This is a genomic window from Vibrio sp. 10N.286.51.B11, assembly GCF_041469245.1.
Lineage (GTDB): Bacteria > Pseudomonadota > Gammaproteobacteria > Enterobacterales > Vibrionaceae > Vibrio > Vibrio crassostreae_C.
The window spans coordinates 63,245-82,085 of record NZ_JBFRKI010000022.1; the positions used below are offsets into that span (position 1 = coordinate 63,245).

Consider the following 18,841-nt stretch of genomic DNA (forward strand, 5'->3'; position numbering starts at 1 on the left):
ATCTTGATGGGGCGAGTGACTTGTCGATGCGCGTTACTCGCTTGTGATCAGAAATTGGAGTTTAGACTTAGCTAGATTTAAGTCCCAAGAGCTAAAAGCTAGCAGTTAAGAGTTAAGAGTTAAGAGTTAAGAGCTAAGACTCATTGATTGACGTAACAAACAGAGAAGGGGGCAGACAATCGCTCAAACTCTTTGATCCAGCGCCACTGGTTGTCTTGCAGTTTATCGCCAGGGCCTTTGACTTCAATCCAATGAAACTCATCGCCCTTGAACGCAATCAAATCCGGCATCCCAGTTCTAAATAGCTTTAAGTCACTCAATATCACTTTGAAGAGGTCTACAACCAAGGCATTTGGAATTGAAGCCATGCCGTGTTCGATGAGTGCCTTAGGAAAATAATTCCAATGAACAAAGGGGTTCGCGATACCTTGCTTTTCATCGTAAGTATCAAGAAAATGGTTCAGCCCATGTTTGGATATCGTCTGAAACACGGCTTCAATCTGTTCGGCTCGCTTGTCTACGAAATCTGAATGGTACAGATCCAATGGTCGATGTTGGTAACGATTGATAAAGGCGCCTTCAACGTCTGCGAAAATGACATCCCAGAAAGCCAAACCAAACAAGCCACACAGAAAACTGTTTTCTGAAAAGTAGACGTCCCAACCTTGGTTCTCAAAATGCTGCTTTACCGCAAGCTCGACTCGAGTTTGGCTGAGGTCTAATTCCAGTTTTAACTCTTTGCAGCTCGGCTTTATGGTTCGTGAAACTTTGTGCCCCTGTTTCCGTAGCAGCCGGTCTTCAAGCTTAATAGCGATTTCCAACTCTGACACATCCGATGGAGTAGCTTTCATTTGCGTGACAATGTCACACATTAAGTCTAGCGTACCTTGCTTATCATAGATGCGTGCAAGTCGTTCTCTGCTCGGAGGAAGTGTAGATTGTCTGAACCAAAAGATAGCTTGGTCGTTTAGATTAAGCCTTTCAAGATCGCGAGCAATATCATTGATCAAACGCGATCGTTTTCTGGCAATACTTCTGTGTTCTGATTCTTCAGGAATCGCATTTAAAAGCAGTTCCAGAAACTCGCCATCTTTGCGGTCACCTTCTGAATACAAGCGTTGAATATCGCGCATCTGGATTAATTGATTGAGCTGATCCCTAGAGGTGAAGAAGCGGTGTTGCTTGCTTAATGGGTAGTTCTCAAAGGTGTTTAGCCCAAGGTCGCTTAACACGAACTGACTTAAGTCTTGATAGGTGTTGGCAAAGAACAGCAACAGTAATACATCAATCACTTGAGATTCGATGACGTAAATACAGTCGAAAGAGAGGTTTTGAAATTGATCAAAAGGTTGCTGATCAAGCCGTAACAACAGCTCGTCTTTCTTGGCATTTCTATGGCTCTTAAGGGCGGGGAATACACTCAACAGCTCTGGTTTGGTGAGCAAGTGAAACCCGAGCTCGACCTCACTAATGGCGAGGTCATGCTGTTCTTCGGGATGACTCAACCCAATGAAGCCTGAGCTGTTTAGCTCTTGCAGTACGGTCTTTAGATCTGGGATCTCAACATAGTTGAGTTTATCGCTGCGAAACCAACGGCCTTTACGAGAAAGCAAACGAACCATTAGGCATTGGCTTGAAACAGAAAGACGTTTGTATGCGGACAACCAACGACATTCATCATCACTCAGAAGATCGGGGTAGAGCGTTTGAGCGTGTTCAACCAGTCGATTGAAGTTGTCGAGATAATAAGTGGGGGAGAGCTGAAGAGTGGTTTCGGTCGTCAATGGAGAAGTCGCTTGATACAAAAAGAGCCTAACCCTAAGGTTAAGCTCTTCAGTAACAAATTCAATCTTTTCTGTTGATTAAGCTTGTGATGCTTTTAGTTCAGCAACTTTAGCTTCAGAGATTGGTTTAGTGATGATTGCTAGAACAATACACACTGCCATCATAACTGCAGAGATTGTGTAAGCTAGGCCGTAACCTTCGCCGTTTGACATTGAGAAGCCAACAACTGCTGCACCGATAGCGCCGCCGATACCCCATGCCGTGTAAAGCACGCCGTAGTTAGTACCGTAGTTTTTCAGGCCGTAGAACTCAGCAGTTAGTGTTGGGAATACTGCTAGAAGCGTACCGTAACCAACCGCTGCGATAGCCGTACCAATGATTAGCGTGAATTCAGAGTTGAACGTAGCGAATAGAGCCATGTTCGCGCCTTGAAGGATGAACGCTAGAAGTAGAGTACGTACGCCACCGATTTTATCTGCAAGCATACCCGCAGCAACACGGCCGCCTGAGTTGAATACTGCAAGGATAGACGCTAGGTAAACTGCGTTTGGCAGGTTAGCTTGAACGCTAGCAATTGTAGTGATGTTACCGATGATCATTAGACCAACAGATGCAGCGAATGCGTACATGATCCATAGAGAGTAGAACTGAGGAGTCTTCAGCATTACTTTCCAAGTTAGGTCTTCAGTCTTCTTAACCGCTTTAGGAGCTTGGCCTGCTTTTACTTTAGGCTCAGCTGGCGTGTAATCCGCTGGTGGGTTGTTGATTGTTGCTGCTAGAGGTACTGCGATTGCAAGTACACCAACACCAAGAATCATAAAGCTAGTTTGGATACCCATGCTGTCGATTAGCGCAGAAGTTACTGGTGCTAGGTAAATAGCCGCAAGACCGAAGCCTGCTGCGATAAGACCGTTAACCATACCTTTCTTAGAAGAGTGGAACCACTTCATTGCTGATGGAGACAGACATGCGTAACCGAAGCCGATACCTGCACCTGTTATAATACCGAACGTGATGTTCAGCATCATAGGCGTTGTAGCGAAACCAGAAGCAATCATACCTAGGCCTGTAAGCGCTGTACCTAGGATAAGGATCTTACGTGGACCCATACGGTCTTGTAGGATGCCCGCAACAAGAAGACAAACAGAGAATGTGATAGTTGCAATAGCGTAAGGTGAAGATGCTTCAGCAGCACTCCAACCAGCTTCAGTTACTAGCGCTTTGTTAAATACACTCCAAGCATACAGGATGCCAAGACAAAGGTTGATACAGAAGCCTGCTAGCAGGATACGTGTTGCTTTATCAATCTTGCTCATTTTTATTCTCAGTTTTGTCATCGGTTAGTGGAGAGCCACTTAACTAAAGACGGGTTATTGTGATTGTTTCTTCAAAATTAGTTTGCGTTTATCAACAGATAGCGCAAAAGAGCGCGGATTATAACCAATTAAAATGTGATTGGAATCTCTTTTTCCATTTTTGGTAAATTAAATTCAATTTGTTAATAGGTTGTTTTTCATTGGTTTTTGAAATGTTTTTAACACCTCTCTATTTTGTTCTTTTTCGCTCTGTCTTCTTATTATTTCAGGGATTTTGAGGTGATGGTTTTTGAATAGACGCGTATTGCGTGCGGATATCACAGAGTTACAAATAATTTTAATTAATTTCCAAGGTTAAATTTGTGTAACAAAATAAATCGTAACAGCGCTTTGTTCATATGAGACAAGGAGTAACGGAGTTTTATTAAAAACAGAATGTTAAGCAATTGTTAAGGGTGATTTTTGTTAGTACTTTTGCTTACATTTTGTTCGATTGGAGGGGTTGTGTTGTCCGTAAAAAGTGGGAAAATAGTATGCAAACTGAGATTCCAAATTTGAAAGGATGCGTTTCCAACTTATGGTGAGGCGAGTATTATGAAACTGTTTTTAATTTTATTGATGTCAATTTCTGGTGGTGTAGCGGCAGCTGACCATATTCACTCTTTCCTATTCGGCTTCTATGTTGCGGCTCTAGCAGTTGGTAGTTGCTACTGGCTTGCATTCCGCAGTACGCGTTTCCCACAGTTGGCATTAGTGCTATTGATGTGTGGCTTTTTTGCGAAAATTGCAGTGACTGTTATCGGTGTTTCTTGGGGTATCTCGAACGATATCATTCAATCGCCGTTCATTTTCTCATTGTCATACCTGTTCTTCTTAGTGGTTGTGTCTTACGTTTGGTTTGCATACCGCGATAAATTGACGCTAAAACAACGCGCTAAGAAGGTAGAAGAGTCTCGCAAGCAAGCGGCAGCATAATTCGATTTGATTCTTAAAAAGCCTTCTTCGGAAGGCTTTTTTGATCCTGCCTATCTGAACTCTATTATTTGGTTATGACGGCAGATAAAAGAAACCCCAGTATGGTGACATACTGGGGTTACTTGTTATGTATCTATTATCTAGCAGTTACCATCTACCAAAGACTACTCTGAAGGTGTGTTATTTCTTCATCATCTTAGCGAGATCGGCGAACGGGTTGTGTGTCGCTGACTGATGATCATCTAAACTCGCTTTTGCATCCACACCATAACGCTCATGGTCAGTGTATTTTGAATGCTCATGATCGTGACAGTACAGGCACAGTAGCTCCCAGTTGCTGCCATCTTCAGGGTTGTTTGTATGGTCGTGATCCACGTGGTGAACGGTAAGCTCTCGGAGGTTTGAGTAAACAAATTCGCGCGCACATTTACCACAAACCCAAGGGTACAGTTTTAGTGCTTTTTCGCGGTAGCCTTTCTCTTGGCGAGCATACGCTGCACTCGAACCTGTGAAATCAGAAGACATTGCCAAATCCTTATCAATTGTAATATCCCGATTTTATCACAGCTTTCTTGAAGCTGTCGGTATGTCGTTCGTAAAATCATTGCTAAATGATGCAGTGGACTTATCGATATTAGATTGAAGTTTGAATACAGACTTACCTTCTACACACTAACGCTTAAGCGGGTTATGTCTTTCTGGAATAAGCCATGCTTAACAGTTTGAAAATAAATCATATTCAGGGGTTTTAACCGCAGGCATGTGACCTAATATCAGTTTGTGAGACCCTATATTAATAAGGAAATATCATGTCAGAACAATACACTCCGCCAAAAGTTTGGGTTAACGATACTGCTGGTGGTAACAAGTGGGCAAACATCAATAGTCCTGAATCTGGAGCTCGCTTTGATAAAGAGCTTCCTGTTGGTGACCATGCTTTTCAATTGTATTCTCTTGGCACACCTAACGGTCAAAAAGTCACTATCTTGCTGGAAGAGTTGTTAGCGGCGGGTGTTAAAGAAGCTGAATATGATGCGTACTTGATCAACATTGGTGAGGCTGATCAGTTCTCTTCTGGCTTTGTTGGCGTGAATCCAAACTCCAAAATACCAGCACTTGTCGACAAGTCTGGTGACGAAGACGTGAATGTATTCGAATCGGCATCTATCTTGATGCATCTAGCAGAAAAATTTGGTCACTTCTTACCAAAAAAAGGGGCAGCAAGAACACAAACCATTAACTGGTTGTTCTGGGCACAAGGTTCTGCCCCATTCCTAGGCGGAGGCTTTGGCCATTTCTATGCTTACGCTGATGAAAAGCAAGAGTACCCAATTAACCGCTTTGCGATGGAAGCTAAGCGTCAACTAGACGTGTTAGACAAACAACTCGCAAATAGCACATTTGTGGCAGGTGAAGAGCTAAGCATCGCTGATATCGCGATCTGGCCATGGTATGGCAACCTTGTGCTGGGCAAAATATACGATGCTGCTGAGTTCCTACAGGTTGAGTCTTACACCAACGTTGTGCGCTGGGCGAAGCAACTAGAAGCGCGCGAAGGTTTCCAACGAGGCCGAGTGGTTAACCGTTCATTTGGCGAAGAGTGGGAGCAAGTACCAGAGCGCCATTCTGCGGAAGACATTGACCGAGTTTTGAAGCTACGCCCGTAGTACTTTAAAGCGATAGTCGACACCACATTCATAGAGTTTGTTTTAGCGGTCAACGTTAAATCAAACTCTATTTTTTGTTTCATCTAATCAACCTTTTCTTTCCTTTCTATATCAGCCTTTCGATAAATACCGTTACGACTCTCCTTCACACTATCATTCGCACTGCTAATTGTTTTTTATACCTTTGATTACTAGAGGTTTTTATTCATCTTTATGCCTTGTTACTATAGTGATTTCATATTTTGTTACATCTCAACGATTAATTATTTATTGAAATGTTATAACATAACAATAAGTTGATTGGTGATGTATTTTAAAAAGGAAAAAGTTGTGAATAAAAAATTGGTTTCTCTAGCGGTTGGTAGCATTCTCGTTTCCCCTGTTTTTGCCGACACGTTGTCAAACCCTCAAATTGGCGTTGTTCTTGATGGTTATTATCAAGACGGTCAACGTAATAACTCGGAGCGTGATGAAGGCTTTGGTCTTGGCCATACCGAACTCAACATGTCTGCGAATATCGATGACAAGTTTTATGGCTCTTTGACTACGGTTATTGAAACTCACGATGATGAGACTGAATTACTGCTCGAAGAAGCTTTCATTGAAACACTGACGATGCCTTACGGTTTAAGTATTCGAGGTGGTCGTTTCCTATCAGACTTTGGTTACCTGAATAACCAACATATGCATACTGATAGTTTTGTTGAGCGTCCTGCTGCTTACCGCACATTCTTAGGCTCTCATTATTACGATGATGGTGTTCGTGCGAACATCGTTCTACCTACAGACCTATATGTGAAGTTCGGTATTGAAGCGCTAAGTGGTAGCAAGATGTCGTCTGTTGATGATGGCTCTGATGTTGGTGTTTACACTACAACTCTTAAGCTGGGTGACGACTTTTCAGAGTCATCAAGCTGGCAGTTTGGTTTGAGCTACTTACGAAATGAAAACGGTAAAGTACGTGAGTTTGGAGACCATGATCACGGGCACGACCATGACCACGATCATAGCCACGGCGCGGCGGTAACGGGCTCAAACTTATACGGTGCTGATTTTGTATGGAAGTGGGCTCCGAACGGTAACTACAAATACCAAAACTTCACGCTTGCAGCTGAGTACATGCTGTTAGACGGCATCGTTGATGATAAGTACAAAAATGACGCGGAATCACCAGATACTCTAGCAGGCTATTATGTATCGGGAGTTTACCGATTTAGCCCTAGCTGGTCTGCGGGCCTGCGTTACGGTGAAGCAGAAAGCTACGATGGACACGCACATGGTGACCACATGCACTTTACTGCAATGAACGACAAAGAAGCAGATGCAATGATCGCTTGGGATTCATCTCATTTTGGTACAGTTAGAGCGCAATACTCTCGCGTTGAAAACCAAAGTAAAGAGACAGACAACGTATTTACCCTTCAGTATGTGATGACCTTTGGGGCGCACGGTGCTCATGCATTCTAGGAAACTCCGACTTACAATGGCAACGGGTGTTGCCATTGTATCCTCATCGATAATTGTATCTTCGCCTGCGATGGCGTTGAACATCTTCGTGTGTGAGCCTGAATGGCAAGCACTTGTCCACAGTCACGCTCCTGATGCCAATATCTACTCGGCGACTACGGCTAAGCAAGACCCGCACTATGTTCAAGCAAGACCATCACTTATTGCCAAAATGCGTCAAGCCGATATGGCGATGTGTTCAGGGTCTGAATTAGAAGTAGGCTGGCTGCCAATGTTGCAAGTACGTAGCGGTAACCCTGCAGTGCAAGATAGTGCGTCAACCATGTTATACGCGAGCGATATGGTAGGTATGCTTGATACCCATGACCATGTCGATCGAAGCATGGGAGATATCCACGCTCACGGAAACCCACATGTTCAGTTTGCTGCTGAGTATATGATTCCTATCTCGAGAGAAGTCACCAAGCGTTTACAACTGGTTGATCCTGACAATGCACATATCTACATGCGGAATGGTATGAAGTTTCGTGCCAACTGGCGTAATAAATTGGCAGAGTGGGAAACGAAAGCAGAGCCGTTACAAGGTAAAAAAGTGGTCGGGTATCATGCTACATATCGTTACCTCTTTGACTGGTTAGATATGGCGCAAATTGCTGATTTAGAACCTAAGCCTGGGATATCACCGACTACCTCACATTTACAGTCATTGACCAAATTGGATCCAGCTTCGTTTGATGCGATTGTGTATTCATCACACCAAGACCAGCGGCCTGCTAATTGGCTTAACCAGCAAATCAACAAACCTACTATACAGCTACCATTGACGGTTGCAGAAGGTCAGAGCCTTGATCAAATGTACGATCAAGTCATTGATGAGTTGCTGAGAACGCTCGTTAACCCAGACACATCAACGAGATCGTAATGTTGATTGAATATGGCTGGCTGGTACCTGCGGTATTGTGTGGATTAATTGCATTAGTCGGGAACATCGTGCTTGGGGAGCAAGTCCTCAAGCGCCAGATCATCTTTATTGATCTAGCTGTCGCGCAAGTGGCTGCCCTTGGCGCTGCCTTGAGTCAGTATTGGTTGAGCCGATATGCACTGTTTAGCGGCTCTTGGATTGCAGAGATGATTGGCCCGTGGGTTATGTCATTACTGCTTTGTGGATTAATTGCACTCATGGAAAAGCGTTACAAACAACACTTAGAACCAATGATAGGAAGTTTGTTTGTGGTATCGGCTTCATTAGCGATTCTATTGGTCAGCAAAGATCCTCATGGCGCCGATTTTATTCAAGGCATTCTCAACGGGCAGCTATTGTGGTCTACCTGGGATGATGTCTGGCCATTGGCAATAATCACGACCGCGATGTTGGTGTTGATTAGCGTAAAGCCTGAATTTATGCAGGGAAGTGGCTTTTATCTTATCTTCGCTATTTTGATGCCGATCACCGTAAAGCTGACTGGGATATATTTGGAGTTTGCGTTACTGGTGATACCTGCGTTATGTGCAGCTGCGTATAAAGGCGTTCGCTTCTTTATCGCGAGTATTGGGATTGGCACTGTCGGTATTTTATCGGGCTTAGCGGTGTCGGCTTATTACGATTTGCCAAGTGGCGCCAGCATTGTCATCACGCTGTTTTTGGTGGGGGTGATGTTTAATATTGTGATGAAGTTGATTAGAAGCACTTGTACCGATAGTTCGACACGAGCTTGTGGTTAGGAAAAGGCCTCTAAGGTTTAACTTGGAGGCAACGAACCTGACGTTAACAAGACCATGGCGCTTTCTCTGTTTAGAACCGATAGCGCTGGCATATTATATTTAGATTTAGCTATTAAAGGCGGTTTAGGTATAAAATCGAGACATCATAATTCTAAAGGATGGTGCCATGTACCACGGTCATATCTATTTCCCTCTGCGATTTGCAGAGCAAGCAGAAACACTGCGTCAGAAAATTTTAGCGGAACGTAAAGATGTATTAGAGGTTTTCCCATTAATACAGCGTTTGGTTGGTCCACATAAGATGCCAATGTTTGAGATTCACTTTGCGAACAAAGAGTCGGGCATTGTTGAATGGCTTGAGCAAGAACGCGGTGATATGTCGGTGCTTATTCACCCTGTAACTGGCGGTGAAGAAACTTTGGATCACACAGTACGAGCGATCTGGCTTGGTCGTGAATTGGGTGTCTTTGAAGAAACGCTTACTAGCTAATCAAATATACCAATATTGCACTTAACTCATTCCGACCGGAAAATACATGAACAATAAAAAGGCTCCTCAAATGAGGAGCCTTTGTTTTAAGGAGCCGTTTTACCAAGAAACCGGTTATCAAGAGCCTCTGGTTATCGGGCTGAACCGTTAACCAGAGTAGGGGGATTAAGCCTCTGCCGTTACTTTAGAGCCGCTCATCTTTTTAAGTGCTGCGTAGCCAAAGCCTGTTACTAGCGTACCTGCTGCAATCGCTACTAGGTACATAAGTACTGGAGAGATAGCGCCAGGAATCAGTAGTACGAATAGACCGCCGTGTGGAGCCATTAGCTGTGCACCAAACATCATTGATAGAGCACCTGTTAGTGCACCACCTGCCATACAAGCTGGGATAACACGCATTGGATCTTTCGCTGCGAATGGGATTGCACCTTCAGAGATGAAACATAGGCCAAGAACGAATGATGCTTTACCTGCTTCACGCTCGCCTGCTTCAAACTTGTCTTTCACTAGGAAAGTCGCAAGGCCCATACCTAGAGCTGGAACCATACCTGCTGCCATGATTGCTGCCATTGGTGCGTAAGTTTGCGAAGCCAATAGACCAACACCGAATGTGTAAGCTGCTTTGTTTACTGGACCACCAAGGTCGAAACACATCATTGCGCCTAGAATCACACCCAGAAGAATCGCATTAGACGTTCCCATGTTGTTTAGGAAAGTTGTCATTGCGCTCATCACGCCAGAAACAGGGCCACCCACGATGTAAACCATCACAAGACCAGTGAACAAACTCGCGATAAACGGAATGATCAGGATTGGCTTGAGGGCTTCCATGGATTGTGGAAGTTGAACCTTGTCGGCAATGAATTTCGCTGCGTAACCTGCAATGAAACCTGCTGCGATACCACCTAGGAAACCTGCGCCCGTTGAGCTAGCCAGCATACCGCCGATTAGACCTGGAGCCAGACCCGGACGGTCAGCAATTGAGAATGCAATGAAACCAGCAAGAACAGGAATCATCAGAGCGAATGCAGAGCCACCACCGATAGTCATCAGTGCAGCGGCCAGCGTGCCTTCTTCTTTAAACGCTTCGATACCGAATACGAAAGAAAGAGCAATGATCAAACCACCTGCAACTACCACTGGAAGCATGTGAGAAACACCCGTCATTAGGTGCTTGTACACGCCTTTCTTCTCGTCAGCAGGTGCTGAATTTGAAGAAGCAGTGTGTTGGTATGGTTTAGCTTCTGCGAATGCTTTTTCCATCTCTTGCTTTGTTTTCTTCAAAGCAGGGCTTGTTGTGGTTTTGTATAGCGCTTTGCCGTTAAAACGATCCAGAGGAACATCGATATCTGCTGCGATGATAACTAGATCAGCGTCTGCGATTTCTTGGTCTGTCAGTTGGTTTTTTGCACCTACAGAGCCGCGAGTTTCTACTTTGATTTGGTGACCTAGGCGTTTGCCTTCAGCTTCAAGCGCTTCAGCGGCCATAAAGGTATGTGCAACACCCGTTGGGCAAGCCGTAATCGCTACGATCTTTTTGCTACCTGTAGCAGGTGACGTACCAGTCACTTCAACAGCGCTTTCAACTTGTGAAGCGTCTAATACTGTTGCTTCTGCTACCGCTTTCTCTAGGAATGCTTTTGCATCAGCAGTGCATTCAGAGATAGCCGCTTGGTATACTTTCTTGTCGACAAAGCGCGCTTTATCAACGTTGGTGTTGGCTGCGATAACCACAACGTCGCTGCTGTCGATAGCGTCTTGCGATACGGTTGAATCAGGTAACACGCTTGATTGACATTCAATAGCGGCGTTCCAACCCAGTGCTTTTGTCGCTTGCTCTAACAAGCCTGCTGCGATGATGCTGTTTGCTACGCCACTAGGGCAAGCTGTGATAATGGTAATATTCATAATAAACCTTTTGTCCTATTTGCTTGTGTCTAACTGGCTAGTTGGAGCACTAAGCGACTGTAATTGGATATTTTGTAGTACTGAATCCAGCTCTTGTTGGCTGGTGATGCCCACGCCTACCTGTGAAACTGCTAGAGCAGATAGGGCGGTTGCGAATTTAATAAGTTCTGGTTTCGGCATCTGTTGCATGTGACCCCAACATAGGCCAGCAACTAAGGTGTCGCCTGCGCCTACTGTGCTCACTACTTGCATACGCGGCGGTTGAGCATGTAACCATTCACCTTGGTTAAGCCACATCACGCCTTCTGCGCCAAGTGACACCACGATGTTCTCAATACCTTTTTCATTTAGGGCTTGGCCCGCGTGTTGGCATTGGTCACGAGTTGTCAGCTCTGCATTGAACAGCTGAGACAGCTCTTCATCGTTTGGTTTGATTAACCATGGTTGTGCATTGATACCGGCTTTAAGTGCGTCACGGCTGCTATCAAATAGAACCTTCTTACCTAAATCGTGTAAGCGTTGAACCCAAGAAGCGCAAAGCTCAGGAGAGATGCCTTGTGGCAAGCTGCCAGCAATGACGAAGTAATCGTGCGTTTCAGCAAGTTCTAATAGGGTTTCTTCGAACGCTTTAATCGCGTCAGCGTCAACAGGAACACCTGGGAAGTTGATGTCGCTTACTTGGCCTGAATTCTCTACCAATTTCACGTTAATGCGAGTTGCGCCATCAACACGGATGAAGCGGTCAGCTGCGCCCATCTGTTCAAACAGTTGGCAGAACGCTTCTTCGTTATTGCGACCAAGGAAACCTGTTACGGTCACTTTCGCGCCAAGCTCTGAAAGAACTTTTGCGACGTTTACGCCTTTGCCCGCTGCGTGCAAAGAGCCTTTGTTTACTAGGCTCACTGAACCCACGTTAAGTGCGTCGATAGCACCTGTCAGGTCTAGAGCAGGGTTAAGCGTTACAGTAACGGCTTTGATTTGTTTATCAGACATATCGACTCCTTAACCTTCGCCAAGGCCTGAAGCGATAGCTTTGCCAATCGATTCAAGTGCTTGTGCTGCGTCTTCACCTTCAGCAACAAACTGAAGCTGGTGGCCGTGTTTAACGCCAAGAGCGATCACTTTCATCAAGCTCTTCGCGTTCACTTCTTTTCCGTCGCCATCTAGGTTTGACACGCGGATTGTTGATTCAAACTTCTTCGCTTCAGCGACTAGCATTGCGCCCGGACGAGCGTGCAGGCCGTGTGCGTTTTTGATTTTGAATACTGCGCAGTTGTCATCGTCTTGAGACGCTGTAGAAACCGCTTCACCTTTCAGAAGGCCAATCACTTGCGCTGCGTCAGCTGTTAACAGTTGTTGCTGTTTACCTTCGAAAACCATCTTGCTTAGGTTTGCCAGAATAGATTGGTGCGCGCTGTTACAAGCTGCGAATGCGACTAATGCTTTCACTGGTGTGCCTTCGTATTCACAATGGTTCGCTGTTGAAACGAAAGATACGCCAGTGCGTGTTACGCCTTTGTCGCTGCCCAACAACCACAGGCCTTGGCCTAGGTGAGTTGGTGTTTTTGTTACTAGGTCAGCAACGAATGCGTTGTCTGTGCAACCTGTGTTCTTAAGTAGGCCACCCGCAACGGCAGACATTTGAATCATGTCGCTCGCAGGGAACAGTAGCTGAACTAAAGAAGCGTCTAGGTCGGCTTCTAGCTGAACTTCGCCGTTAAGTAGGGCGATGATTTCGTCTTCTGATTTAGCTTGCTTTAATTTCTCTTCAACACCGTCTGCCGCTAGAACCTTTGTTAGTTGCTTAAGAATGCCTAAGTGCTCGTCAGATTTCGCTGCAATACCAATTGCTACGTAAACACGGTTGCCGTCTGCCCAATCAATACCTTCAGGGAAGTGATGTACCGCAACGCCTGTCTCTTTTACTAGGCCACGAGTATCCGTCGTTCCGTGAGGAATCGCGATGCCGTTACCTAGGAACGTAGAGTTCTGGTTTTCACGGTTCAGCATTCCTTCAACGTAACCAGAGTCAACTAAACCTTTAGCTGTCAGGTCGCCAGCAATGTTTTGGATTGCTTTGAATTTGTCTTCGGCAGTTTGGCCTAGAGTGATGTCAGATTTTGATAATTTAAGCATGGTGCCTCTTTAGCGTATCGCTTGAGAATTTGTGTATCGCTACGATTCAGTCTAGAGCAATATTTGCCCGCTGCTTTATGCTTGCTGAATCGGTTCAGCATTCAGTGTAAAAAAATTCAGCAAAGCCGATTTTGGTTTTCAAAATAGTTTTGCTGCGTGTCGTAATTCCAGTTTCGTTAACAACAAGAAGCTGAATCACGACAAATGACGCTCAATCCATTCAAAAGGATGATTGAAGTCACTTTTCAGATTTTGCTGAATCCTTTCAGCTTTTATACTGAATCGATTCAGCATATAATTCAACTAATCCAAGGATCAGAAGATTGGTTATATGATCCTACGCACAAAATACAGGTCACCCATATGACACTAGATGAGATTGCCAAACTAGCCGGTGTATCGAAAACGACAGCCAGTTATGTGATCAATGGCAAGGCGCAGAAATACAGAATCAGTGAAAAGACACAGCAGAAAGTGATGGCAGTGGTGGAAGAGTATAACTACCGACCAGACCATGCTGCTTCCTCGCTGCGCGCTGGTAATAGCCGTTCATTTGGTTTGATTATTCCTGATCTGGAAAACAGCAGTTACGCGCGTTTAGCAAAATTGATAGAGCAGAACTCACGTAAAGTGGGCTATCAGATTTTGATTGGTTGCTCAGATGATGACGCTGAAACCGAGCGAAAGGTCGCTGAAGCCTTGGTAAGCCGTCGTATTGATGCCTTGCTGGTGGCGAGCTCAATGGCAGACGCTAATGAGTTTTACTTGAAGCTACAAAACTCAGGTACGCCAGTCATCGCGATAGACCGTCCTTTAGATGATGAGCACTTTGCCTGCGTGATCAGTGAAGATTTTGAGGCTGCATTTGAACTGACGCATTCAATCCTTGATGACAGTATTCACAGTGTTGGTTTGATTGGTGCACTGCCTGATCTGAACATTTCACGTGAACGTCAGTTGGGTTTTGAAGCGGCGAATAAAGCACATACTCAACAAACAAGGCTAGCAGAAAACAAGCCGATGGTAGTGGGTTATGGAGAACACTTTGATAGAGAATCAGGGCGCGAGGTTTTTGAAGACTGGATAGCTAAAGGCACGGTGCCTGATGCGATTGTGACTATGTCTTACACTTTGTTAGAGGGTGTGTTGGATGTGATGGTTGAAAAGCCAGAGCTGATTAATCAAGTAAAACTGGCAACCTTTGGTGATAACCGACTGCTCGACTTCTTGCCTTTTAAAGTCCATTCACTGCCTCAGCAGTTTGAAGTAATTGCCGACAGCGCTTTTGCTTTGGCGCTGAATGCATCGGCTAAGCGTTACCAAGCTGGCATTGAACTTGTGCCAAGAAGCTTAGTGAAACGAGGCTAAACGCGGTTATATTAGGCTAATTCGTAAACGTATCTAGCTTGGGTTTAACAATAACCCCAGTTCTACGACCGCAACAATGCCGAGCAACAAAGCCAACACTTTCCAAAACTGGATCGGGTTTCGGTTTATCAAAGGTTGCTTGGCTTTGCTTTTCACCAAGCTTTGGTTTGGTGTGTAAAGGTCTGCCACAAAATCCCCCAACACTTGATGACGTTCGCTTGGTGATTCCGCGCAGGCTTTTTGTAATACCAAATCCACCCAGCTTGGTAAGTCAGCTCGTTTCTGTGTGATGGGTTGGTATTCCCATTGATGGTGACGAGATTGCTTAAGCGATTGTGCGGTCATTTCAGAGTAGGGTAATTCACCGGTTAGCATCTCATAGCCGATTACAGCGATAGAGAACAGATCAGAGCTGGTGGTCGCGCTGTTGTGCTTGATGGTCTCGGGTGCAATGTAATTGACCGCGCCTAATGGTGTGTCGTCCTTGTCAGTGAGCTCTCCCTCTTCAAGGCCTCTCACTAATACCGCACCAAGGTCGATGATTTTTACCTCACCATCACGTTGAATCATGATGTTCTCGGGCTTTAAGTCTCGGTGCACCATGTCTGCACGTTGTAATACTCGAATGCCTTGAGTGATCTTTTCTAATATGTCGCGCACTTCATTGAGTGACGGTTTTGGGTTGTCGTACATCCATTGTCTTAAGGTGATACCTTCTACCCATTCGCAGATTTGGTATAAGAATTGCGAGTTCTCTGGCGTCGGGTAAACCTTCATTACTCTCTTGTTTTTTAACAAGATCCCCGCCCATTGTTCATTAAAGAAAGCTCTGAGTTGCGAAGGGCTATCGTGATATTGAACGGAAGGGACTTTCAGCACGAACTCGGTTTGTGTCTCTTTCTGCATCACACGATACACATGGCTTCTTGAACCTGCATACAACACCTCAAGTACCATGAAGTTGTCGATACTTTGCCCGAGCTTTAAAGCGGGTGGGATTGCCCGTTTAGCCAGCTTCTCATGGAATTCAATCAGCGAAGGTTTAGGCAGATGGCTGACTTGCACAATCAAGCAGCTCACGTTGTCTGAGCTATTGTGGCTTAAAGCGGTGTTACAGATGGTTTGCGCTGCGTATTCGAAATCCGCTCCGGGTTTATCGATGTGTTCTTTGAAGGTGTTGGGAGATACAAACTCGTGCACGCCATCAGATGTCAGGATAAAGCAGTCGTTTTTCTTGATAGGCAGGGTTTGATAGTCAACGTTGAGTTGGTTGTCCATGCCTAAGGCGCGTGTTAGATAATGCTTCTGTCCCATATTTTTACGCGTGTGGTCGCGGGTCAGTTGGCGTAATTCTCCATCTCTTAGTAAGTAGATACGGCTGTCGCCCACGTGGAAGATATGCGCGGTGTTTGATTTGAGTATCACGCTGCTGAACGTCGAAACGAGGGCATTGTGGTTCACTTGTTGTGCGGGATGAATATTAGAAACAGACGTGTTGAAGAGCCAAGAATTGAGGGACGTTAAGACCTTTTGCGCCGAACGTTGGATGCTCCAGCTTTGGGGAGTTGCGTAATAGTCGTCGATAAACTGCATCACGCTGGTGTGACTGGCTTTCTGGCCGTGTTCACTGCAACTTGCGCCGTCTGCTATGCAGGCAACACTGCCTTTCAACTCTTGCTCTGCGCGAGTTTTTGGGTGTTTTACAATGATGGCATCTTGGTTTTCATCTCGTACGCCTTGATTCGAATAACCACCAAACTTAAGCGTTAACTGGTTGTTGGATTCTGGCGTGATGACTTGCCCTTGGCTGAATGAAATTGTCATAACTGGTCTTCTTCTTAACTGCTCTTCTTCCCGCTTCCTTGACAGAACATCCTAGGAAGAACAAAAGCCCTAGTGAACTTAGAGCCTTTGAACGAAGCACCTAGCATTGATGTATCCGCTAAGGTGCTTCTCCCGATTCAATAATATCAATGCTTCATAGTACAGACCTAGCTTGAAACATTAATCAGCGTGACACTGCCATCGTCGTTTACTTCGGCGATTTGACCGTTAGGCTCTTCCATGAACAGTAGAGTCACAAAGCCAAGTACCGCTGTTGCAGCAATCACTAAGAAGAAGGTTTGGTAGCTCACGAATGACAACACAGTTAGGTAAACTACTGCACCCACGTTACCGTAAGCGCCCGTCATACCTGCAATTTGACCTGTCATACGACGCTTGATTAGAGGAACCGTTGCGAATACCGCACCTTCACCCGCTTGCACGAAGAAAGAACACGCCATCGCCGCAACAACCGCTAGCCATACAGGCCATGTGCTGTCGACTTGACCCATTGCGAAGTAACCCACAGCAAGACCAATCGTTAGAATAAGCAGTGTTGGTTTACGACCGAATTTATCTGAAATCCAACCACCACCTGGGCGAGACATTAGGTTCATAAAGGCATAAGCCGATGCAACCATACCTGCAAGAACCGGTGTTAATTCAAAGGTTTCAGAGAAGAACAGTGGCAGCATAGAAACCACAGCCAGTTCAGAACCAAATGTTGCGAAGTACAATACGTTAAGTACCGCTACTTGCTTGAACTTGTACTGGTGAATCTCAGGCACTTCTTCTTTAAATACGTTCTTGTTTACTTTCCAAACTTGCGACACTTCGTACACGTAAAGTGCTGCTAAACCTGCATACACAGAGTAAACCGCCATGTCAGACAACATGTTGATGTTGCTTGGTGATAGCTTCCAAGTCAGTAGCGCTAAAGCGGCATACATAGGGATCTTCATAATAAGTAGGAAGAAAAAGTCACCCTTTGATGTCACTTCCATTGCTGTTACTTGAGCAGGCTTGAAGTAAGTCGAACCTTTTGGTGTATCTGACACGTTTTTGTAGAAGATAAACGAGAACGCTAAGCTCATTACGCCGGTAATACCGACCGCATAACGCCAGCCGTCTTCACCACCAAACGCTAGAGCGAGAGTTGGAAGTGTGAACGCCGCTGCTGCTGAACCGAAGTTACCCCAGCCGCCGTAAATACCTTCTGCAGTACCCAGTTCGTTGTGTGGGAACCATTCAGACACAAGACGAATACCGACAACGAAACCTGCACCAATGAAGCCCAGTAGGAAACGAGCGATTGCTGCTTGAATGAAAGAGTCTGCCAGAGCAAACATGAAACAAGGGATAGAACAGACCGCGAGTAGCGAAGAGTAAACCAACCTTGGGCCGTATCTATCGGTTAGCATGCCTATTGCGACACGTGCCGGAATGGTCAATGCAACGTTGAGGATCAGGAGGGTTTTGATCTCTTCAGTAGAAAGACCAAGCGTAGTTTTTACCATTTGCAGTAGTGGGGCAAAGTTGAACCACACAACAAAGGTAATGAAAAAGGCCATCCAGCTTAGGTGTAAGACCTTCATCTTACCCGTAAATGAAAGCAGCGAAAATTTAGTGTTATCCATGGTTTAAATCCTTTAAATCTGGAAAATTACCCGGTTTGTGCACCTGCGTTACTTCCGAACTTAGAACGCTTTTAATGTGCATAAACCCTGTGCCGAAATTGCGCACGCCAATAAGCGTTTGCATGATGGTGTCGGCGGTTTAGTTAACTGGCGATAGCAAGTGGTGCGAGAACTTGAACTTGTTCTCCTTGCTTGCGAACTTCAAATTTCACGAGCTTGAGCTCAGGCTGTTCAAGACATTCGCCAGTTTCTAAGTGGTAATGCTGCTTGTATAAGGGTGAGGCCACGTAAGGTTCTCCGCTTAATGAACCAATTATACCACGTGACATCACATTCGCCTTGCCGATAGGGTCGTAATTAGAGAGCCCATAAAGCGTGTCGCTGCGCTTGCAGTAAAAAATAGCCACTTGGTTATCGTCTACTTTGGCGCAAATTCCCCCGTTTGGGGTTAGATCGCTGGTGCTGCATACGGTTGTCCAATTTTCCATGACTTTCTCCTAGTCTAAAATTGAGTTTTTATTTTTTTATTGATGAACCTGATGAACC

16 protein-coding genes are annotated in these 18,841 nt (G+C 45.2%); 7 read left to right on the forward strand and 9 right to left on the reverse strand.

The window, feature by feature from the left end:
• Window positions 1–140: 140 nt before the first annotated feature.
• Together AB4154_RS12080 and AB4154_RS12085 are read right to left on the reverse strand one after the other, a co-directional pair.
• A complete protein-coding gene (locus tag AB4154_RS12080; RefSeq protein WP_372123145.1) occupies window positions 141–1,805 on the reverse strand; it encodes a VRR-NUC domain-containing protein in 1,665 nt (554 codons plus the stop codon).
• A gap of 57 nt (window positions 1,806–1,862) precedes the next feature.
• On the reverse strand, window positions 1,863–3,101 hold the full coding sequence (locus AB4154_RS12085) for an OFA family MFS transporter (protein WP_017067032.1): 1,239 nt from the start codon (window positions 3,099–3,101) through the stop codon (window positions 1,863–1,865).
• Window positions 3,102–3,695: 594 nt separating this feature from the next.
• Here AB4154_RS12085 and AB4154_RS12090 point away from each other — a divergent pair.
• Complete coding sequence (locus AB4154_RS12090) at window positions 3,696–4,076, forward strand: hypothetical protein (RefSeq protein WP_017064770.1); 381 nt, start codon at window positions 3,696–3,698, stop codon at window positions 4,074–4,076.
• 180 nt (window positions 4,077–4,256) lie between these two features.
• On the opposite strand, the gene AB4154_RS12095 is transcribed toward AB4154_RS12090, so the two are convergent.
• Window positions 4,257–4,601 (reverse strand): YajD family HNH nuclease, encoded by a 345-nt coding sequence (locus AB4154_RS12095; RefSeq protein WP_017060876.1) that lies wholly within the window; start codon window positions 4,599–4,601, stop codon window positions 4,257–4,259.
• 284 nt (window positions 4,602–4,885) lie between these two features.
• On the opposite strand from AB4154_RS12095, the gene yghU reads away from it, so the two are divergent.
• The 5 genes from yghU (at window position 4,886) to AB4154_RS12120 (ending at window position 9,422) form a co-directional block, all read left to right on the forward strand.
• On the forward strand, window positions 4,886–5,743 hold the full coding sequence (yghU, locus tag AB4154_RS12100; protein ID WP_017067033.1) for a glutathione-dependent disulfide-bond oxidoreductase: 858 nt from the start codon (window positions 4,886–4,888) through the stop codon (window positions 5,741–5,743).
• Between the two features lie 330 nt (window positions 5,744–6,073).
• A complete protein-coding gene (locus tag AB4154_RS12105; RefSeq protein WP_102479061.1) occupies window positions 6,074–7,210 on the forward strand; it encodes a hypothetical protein in 1,137 nt (378 codons plus the stop codon).
• A 16-nt stretch (window positions 7,211–7,226) separates the two neighbouring features.
• A complete protein-coding gene (locus tag AB4154_RS12110; RefSeq protein ID WP_372123147.1) occupies window positions 7,227–8,132 on the forward strand; it encodes a metal ABC transporter solute-binding protein, Zn/Mn family in 906 nt (301 codons plus the stop codon).
• Between the two features lie 2 nt (window positions 8,133–8,134).
• Window positions 8,135–8,932 carry a metal ABC transporter permease gene (locus AB4154_RS12115; protein ID WP_372123157.1) on the forward strand — a complete coding sequence of 266 codons (798 nt, stop codon included), beginning with the start codon at window positions 8,135–8,137 and terminating at the stop codon, window positions 8,930–8,932.
• A 166-nt stretch (window positions 8,933–9,098) separates the two neighbouring features.
• The gene (locus AB4154_RS12120) at window positions 9,099–9,422 is read left to right on the forward strand and encodes a DOPA 4,5-dioxygenase family protein (RefSeq protein WP_017060873.1); all 324 of its coding nucleotides are present in this window, start codon (window positions 9,099–9,101) and stop codon (window positions 9,420–9,422) included.
• A gap of 165 nt (window positions 9,423–9,587) precedes the next feature.
• Here the strand turns inward: AB4154_RS12120 and fruA are convergent, their stop codons facing one another.
• From fruA to fruB, 3 genes are read right to left on the reverse strand one after another with little or no spacing between them, the layout of a single operon-like run.
• The gene (gene fruA / locus AB4154_RS12125; RefSeq protein ID WP_371724824.1) at window positions 9,588–11,330 is read right to left on the reverse strand and encodes a PTS fructose transporter subunit IIBC; all 1,743 of its coding nucleotides are present in this window, start codon (window positions 11,328–11,330) and stop codon (window positions 9,588–9,590) included.
• A gap of 15 nt (window positions 11,331–11,345) precedes the next feature.
• On the reverse strand, window positions 11,346–12,323 hold the full coding sequence (gene pfkB, locus AB4154_RS12130) for a 1-phosphofructokinase (RefSeq protein WP_065584602.1): 978 nt from the start codon (window positions 12,321–12,323) through the stop codon (window positions 11,346–11,348).
• 9 nt (window positions 12,324–12,332) lie between these two features.
• Complete coding sequence (fruB, locus tag AB4154_RS12135; RefSeq protein WP_048608700.1) at window positions 12,333–13,466, reverse strand: fused PTS fructose transporter subunit IIA/HPr protein; 1,134 nt, start codon at window positions 13,464–13,466, stop codon at window positions 12,333–12,335.
• Between the two features lie 363 nt (window positions 13,467–13,829).
• Here fruB and cra point away from each other — a divergent pair, with 363 nt between their 5' ends.
• On the forward strand, window positions 13,830–14,834 hold the full coding sequence (gene cra / locus AB4154_RS12140) for a catabolite repressor/activator (RefSeq protein WP_372103216.1): 1,005 nt from the start codon (window positions 13,830–13,832) through the stop codon (window positions 14,832–14,834).
• A gap of 33 nt (window positions 14,835–14,867) precedes the next feature.
• Here the strand turns inward: cra and AB4154_RS12145 are convergent, their stop codons facing one another.
• The 3 genes from AB4154_RS12145 to nirD form a co-directional block, all read right to left on the reverse strand.
• A complete protein-coding gene (locus AB4154_RS12145) occupies window positions 14,868–16,658 on the reverse strand; it encodes a bifunctional protein-serine/threonine kinase/phosphatase (RefSeq protein WP_017067038.1) in 1,791 nt (596 codons plus the stop codon).
• Between the two features lie 167 nt (window positions 16,659–16,825).
• Complete coding sequence (locus AB4154_RS12150; protein ID WP_017060867.1) at window positions 16,826–18,295, reverse strand: NarK family nitrate/nitrite MFS transporter; 1,470 nt, start codon at window positions 18,293–18,295, stop codon at window positions 16,826–16,828.
• Window positions 18,296–18,438: 143 nt separating this feature from the next.
• The gene (gene nirD / locus AB4154_RS12155) at window positions 18,439–18,783 is read right to left on the reverse strand and encodes a nitrite reductase small subunit NirD (protein ID WP_012600889.1); all 345 of its coding nucleotides are present in this window, start codon (window positions 18,781–18,783) and stop codon (window positions 18,439–18,441) included.
• Window positions 18,784–18,841: the final 58 nt, after the last annotated feature.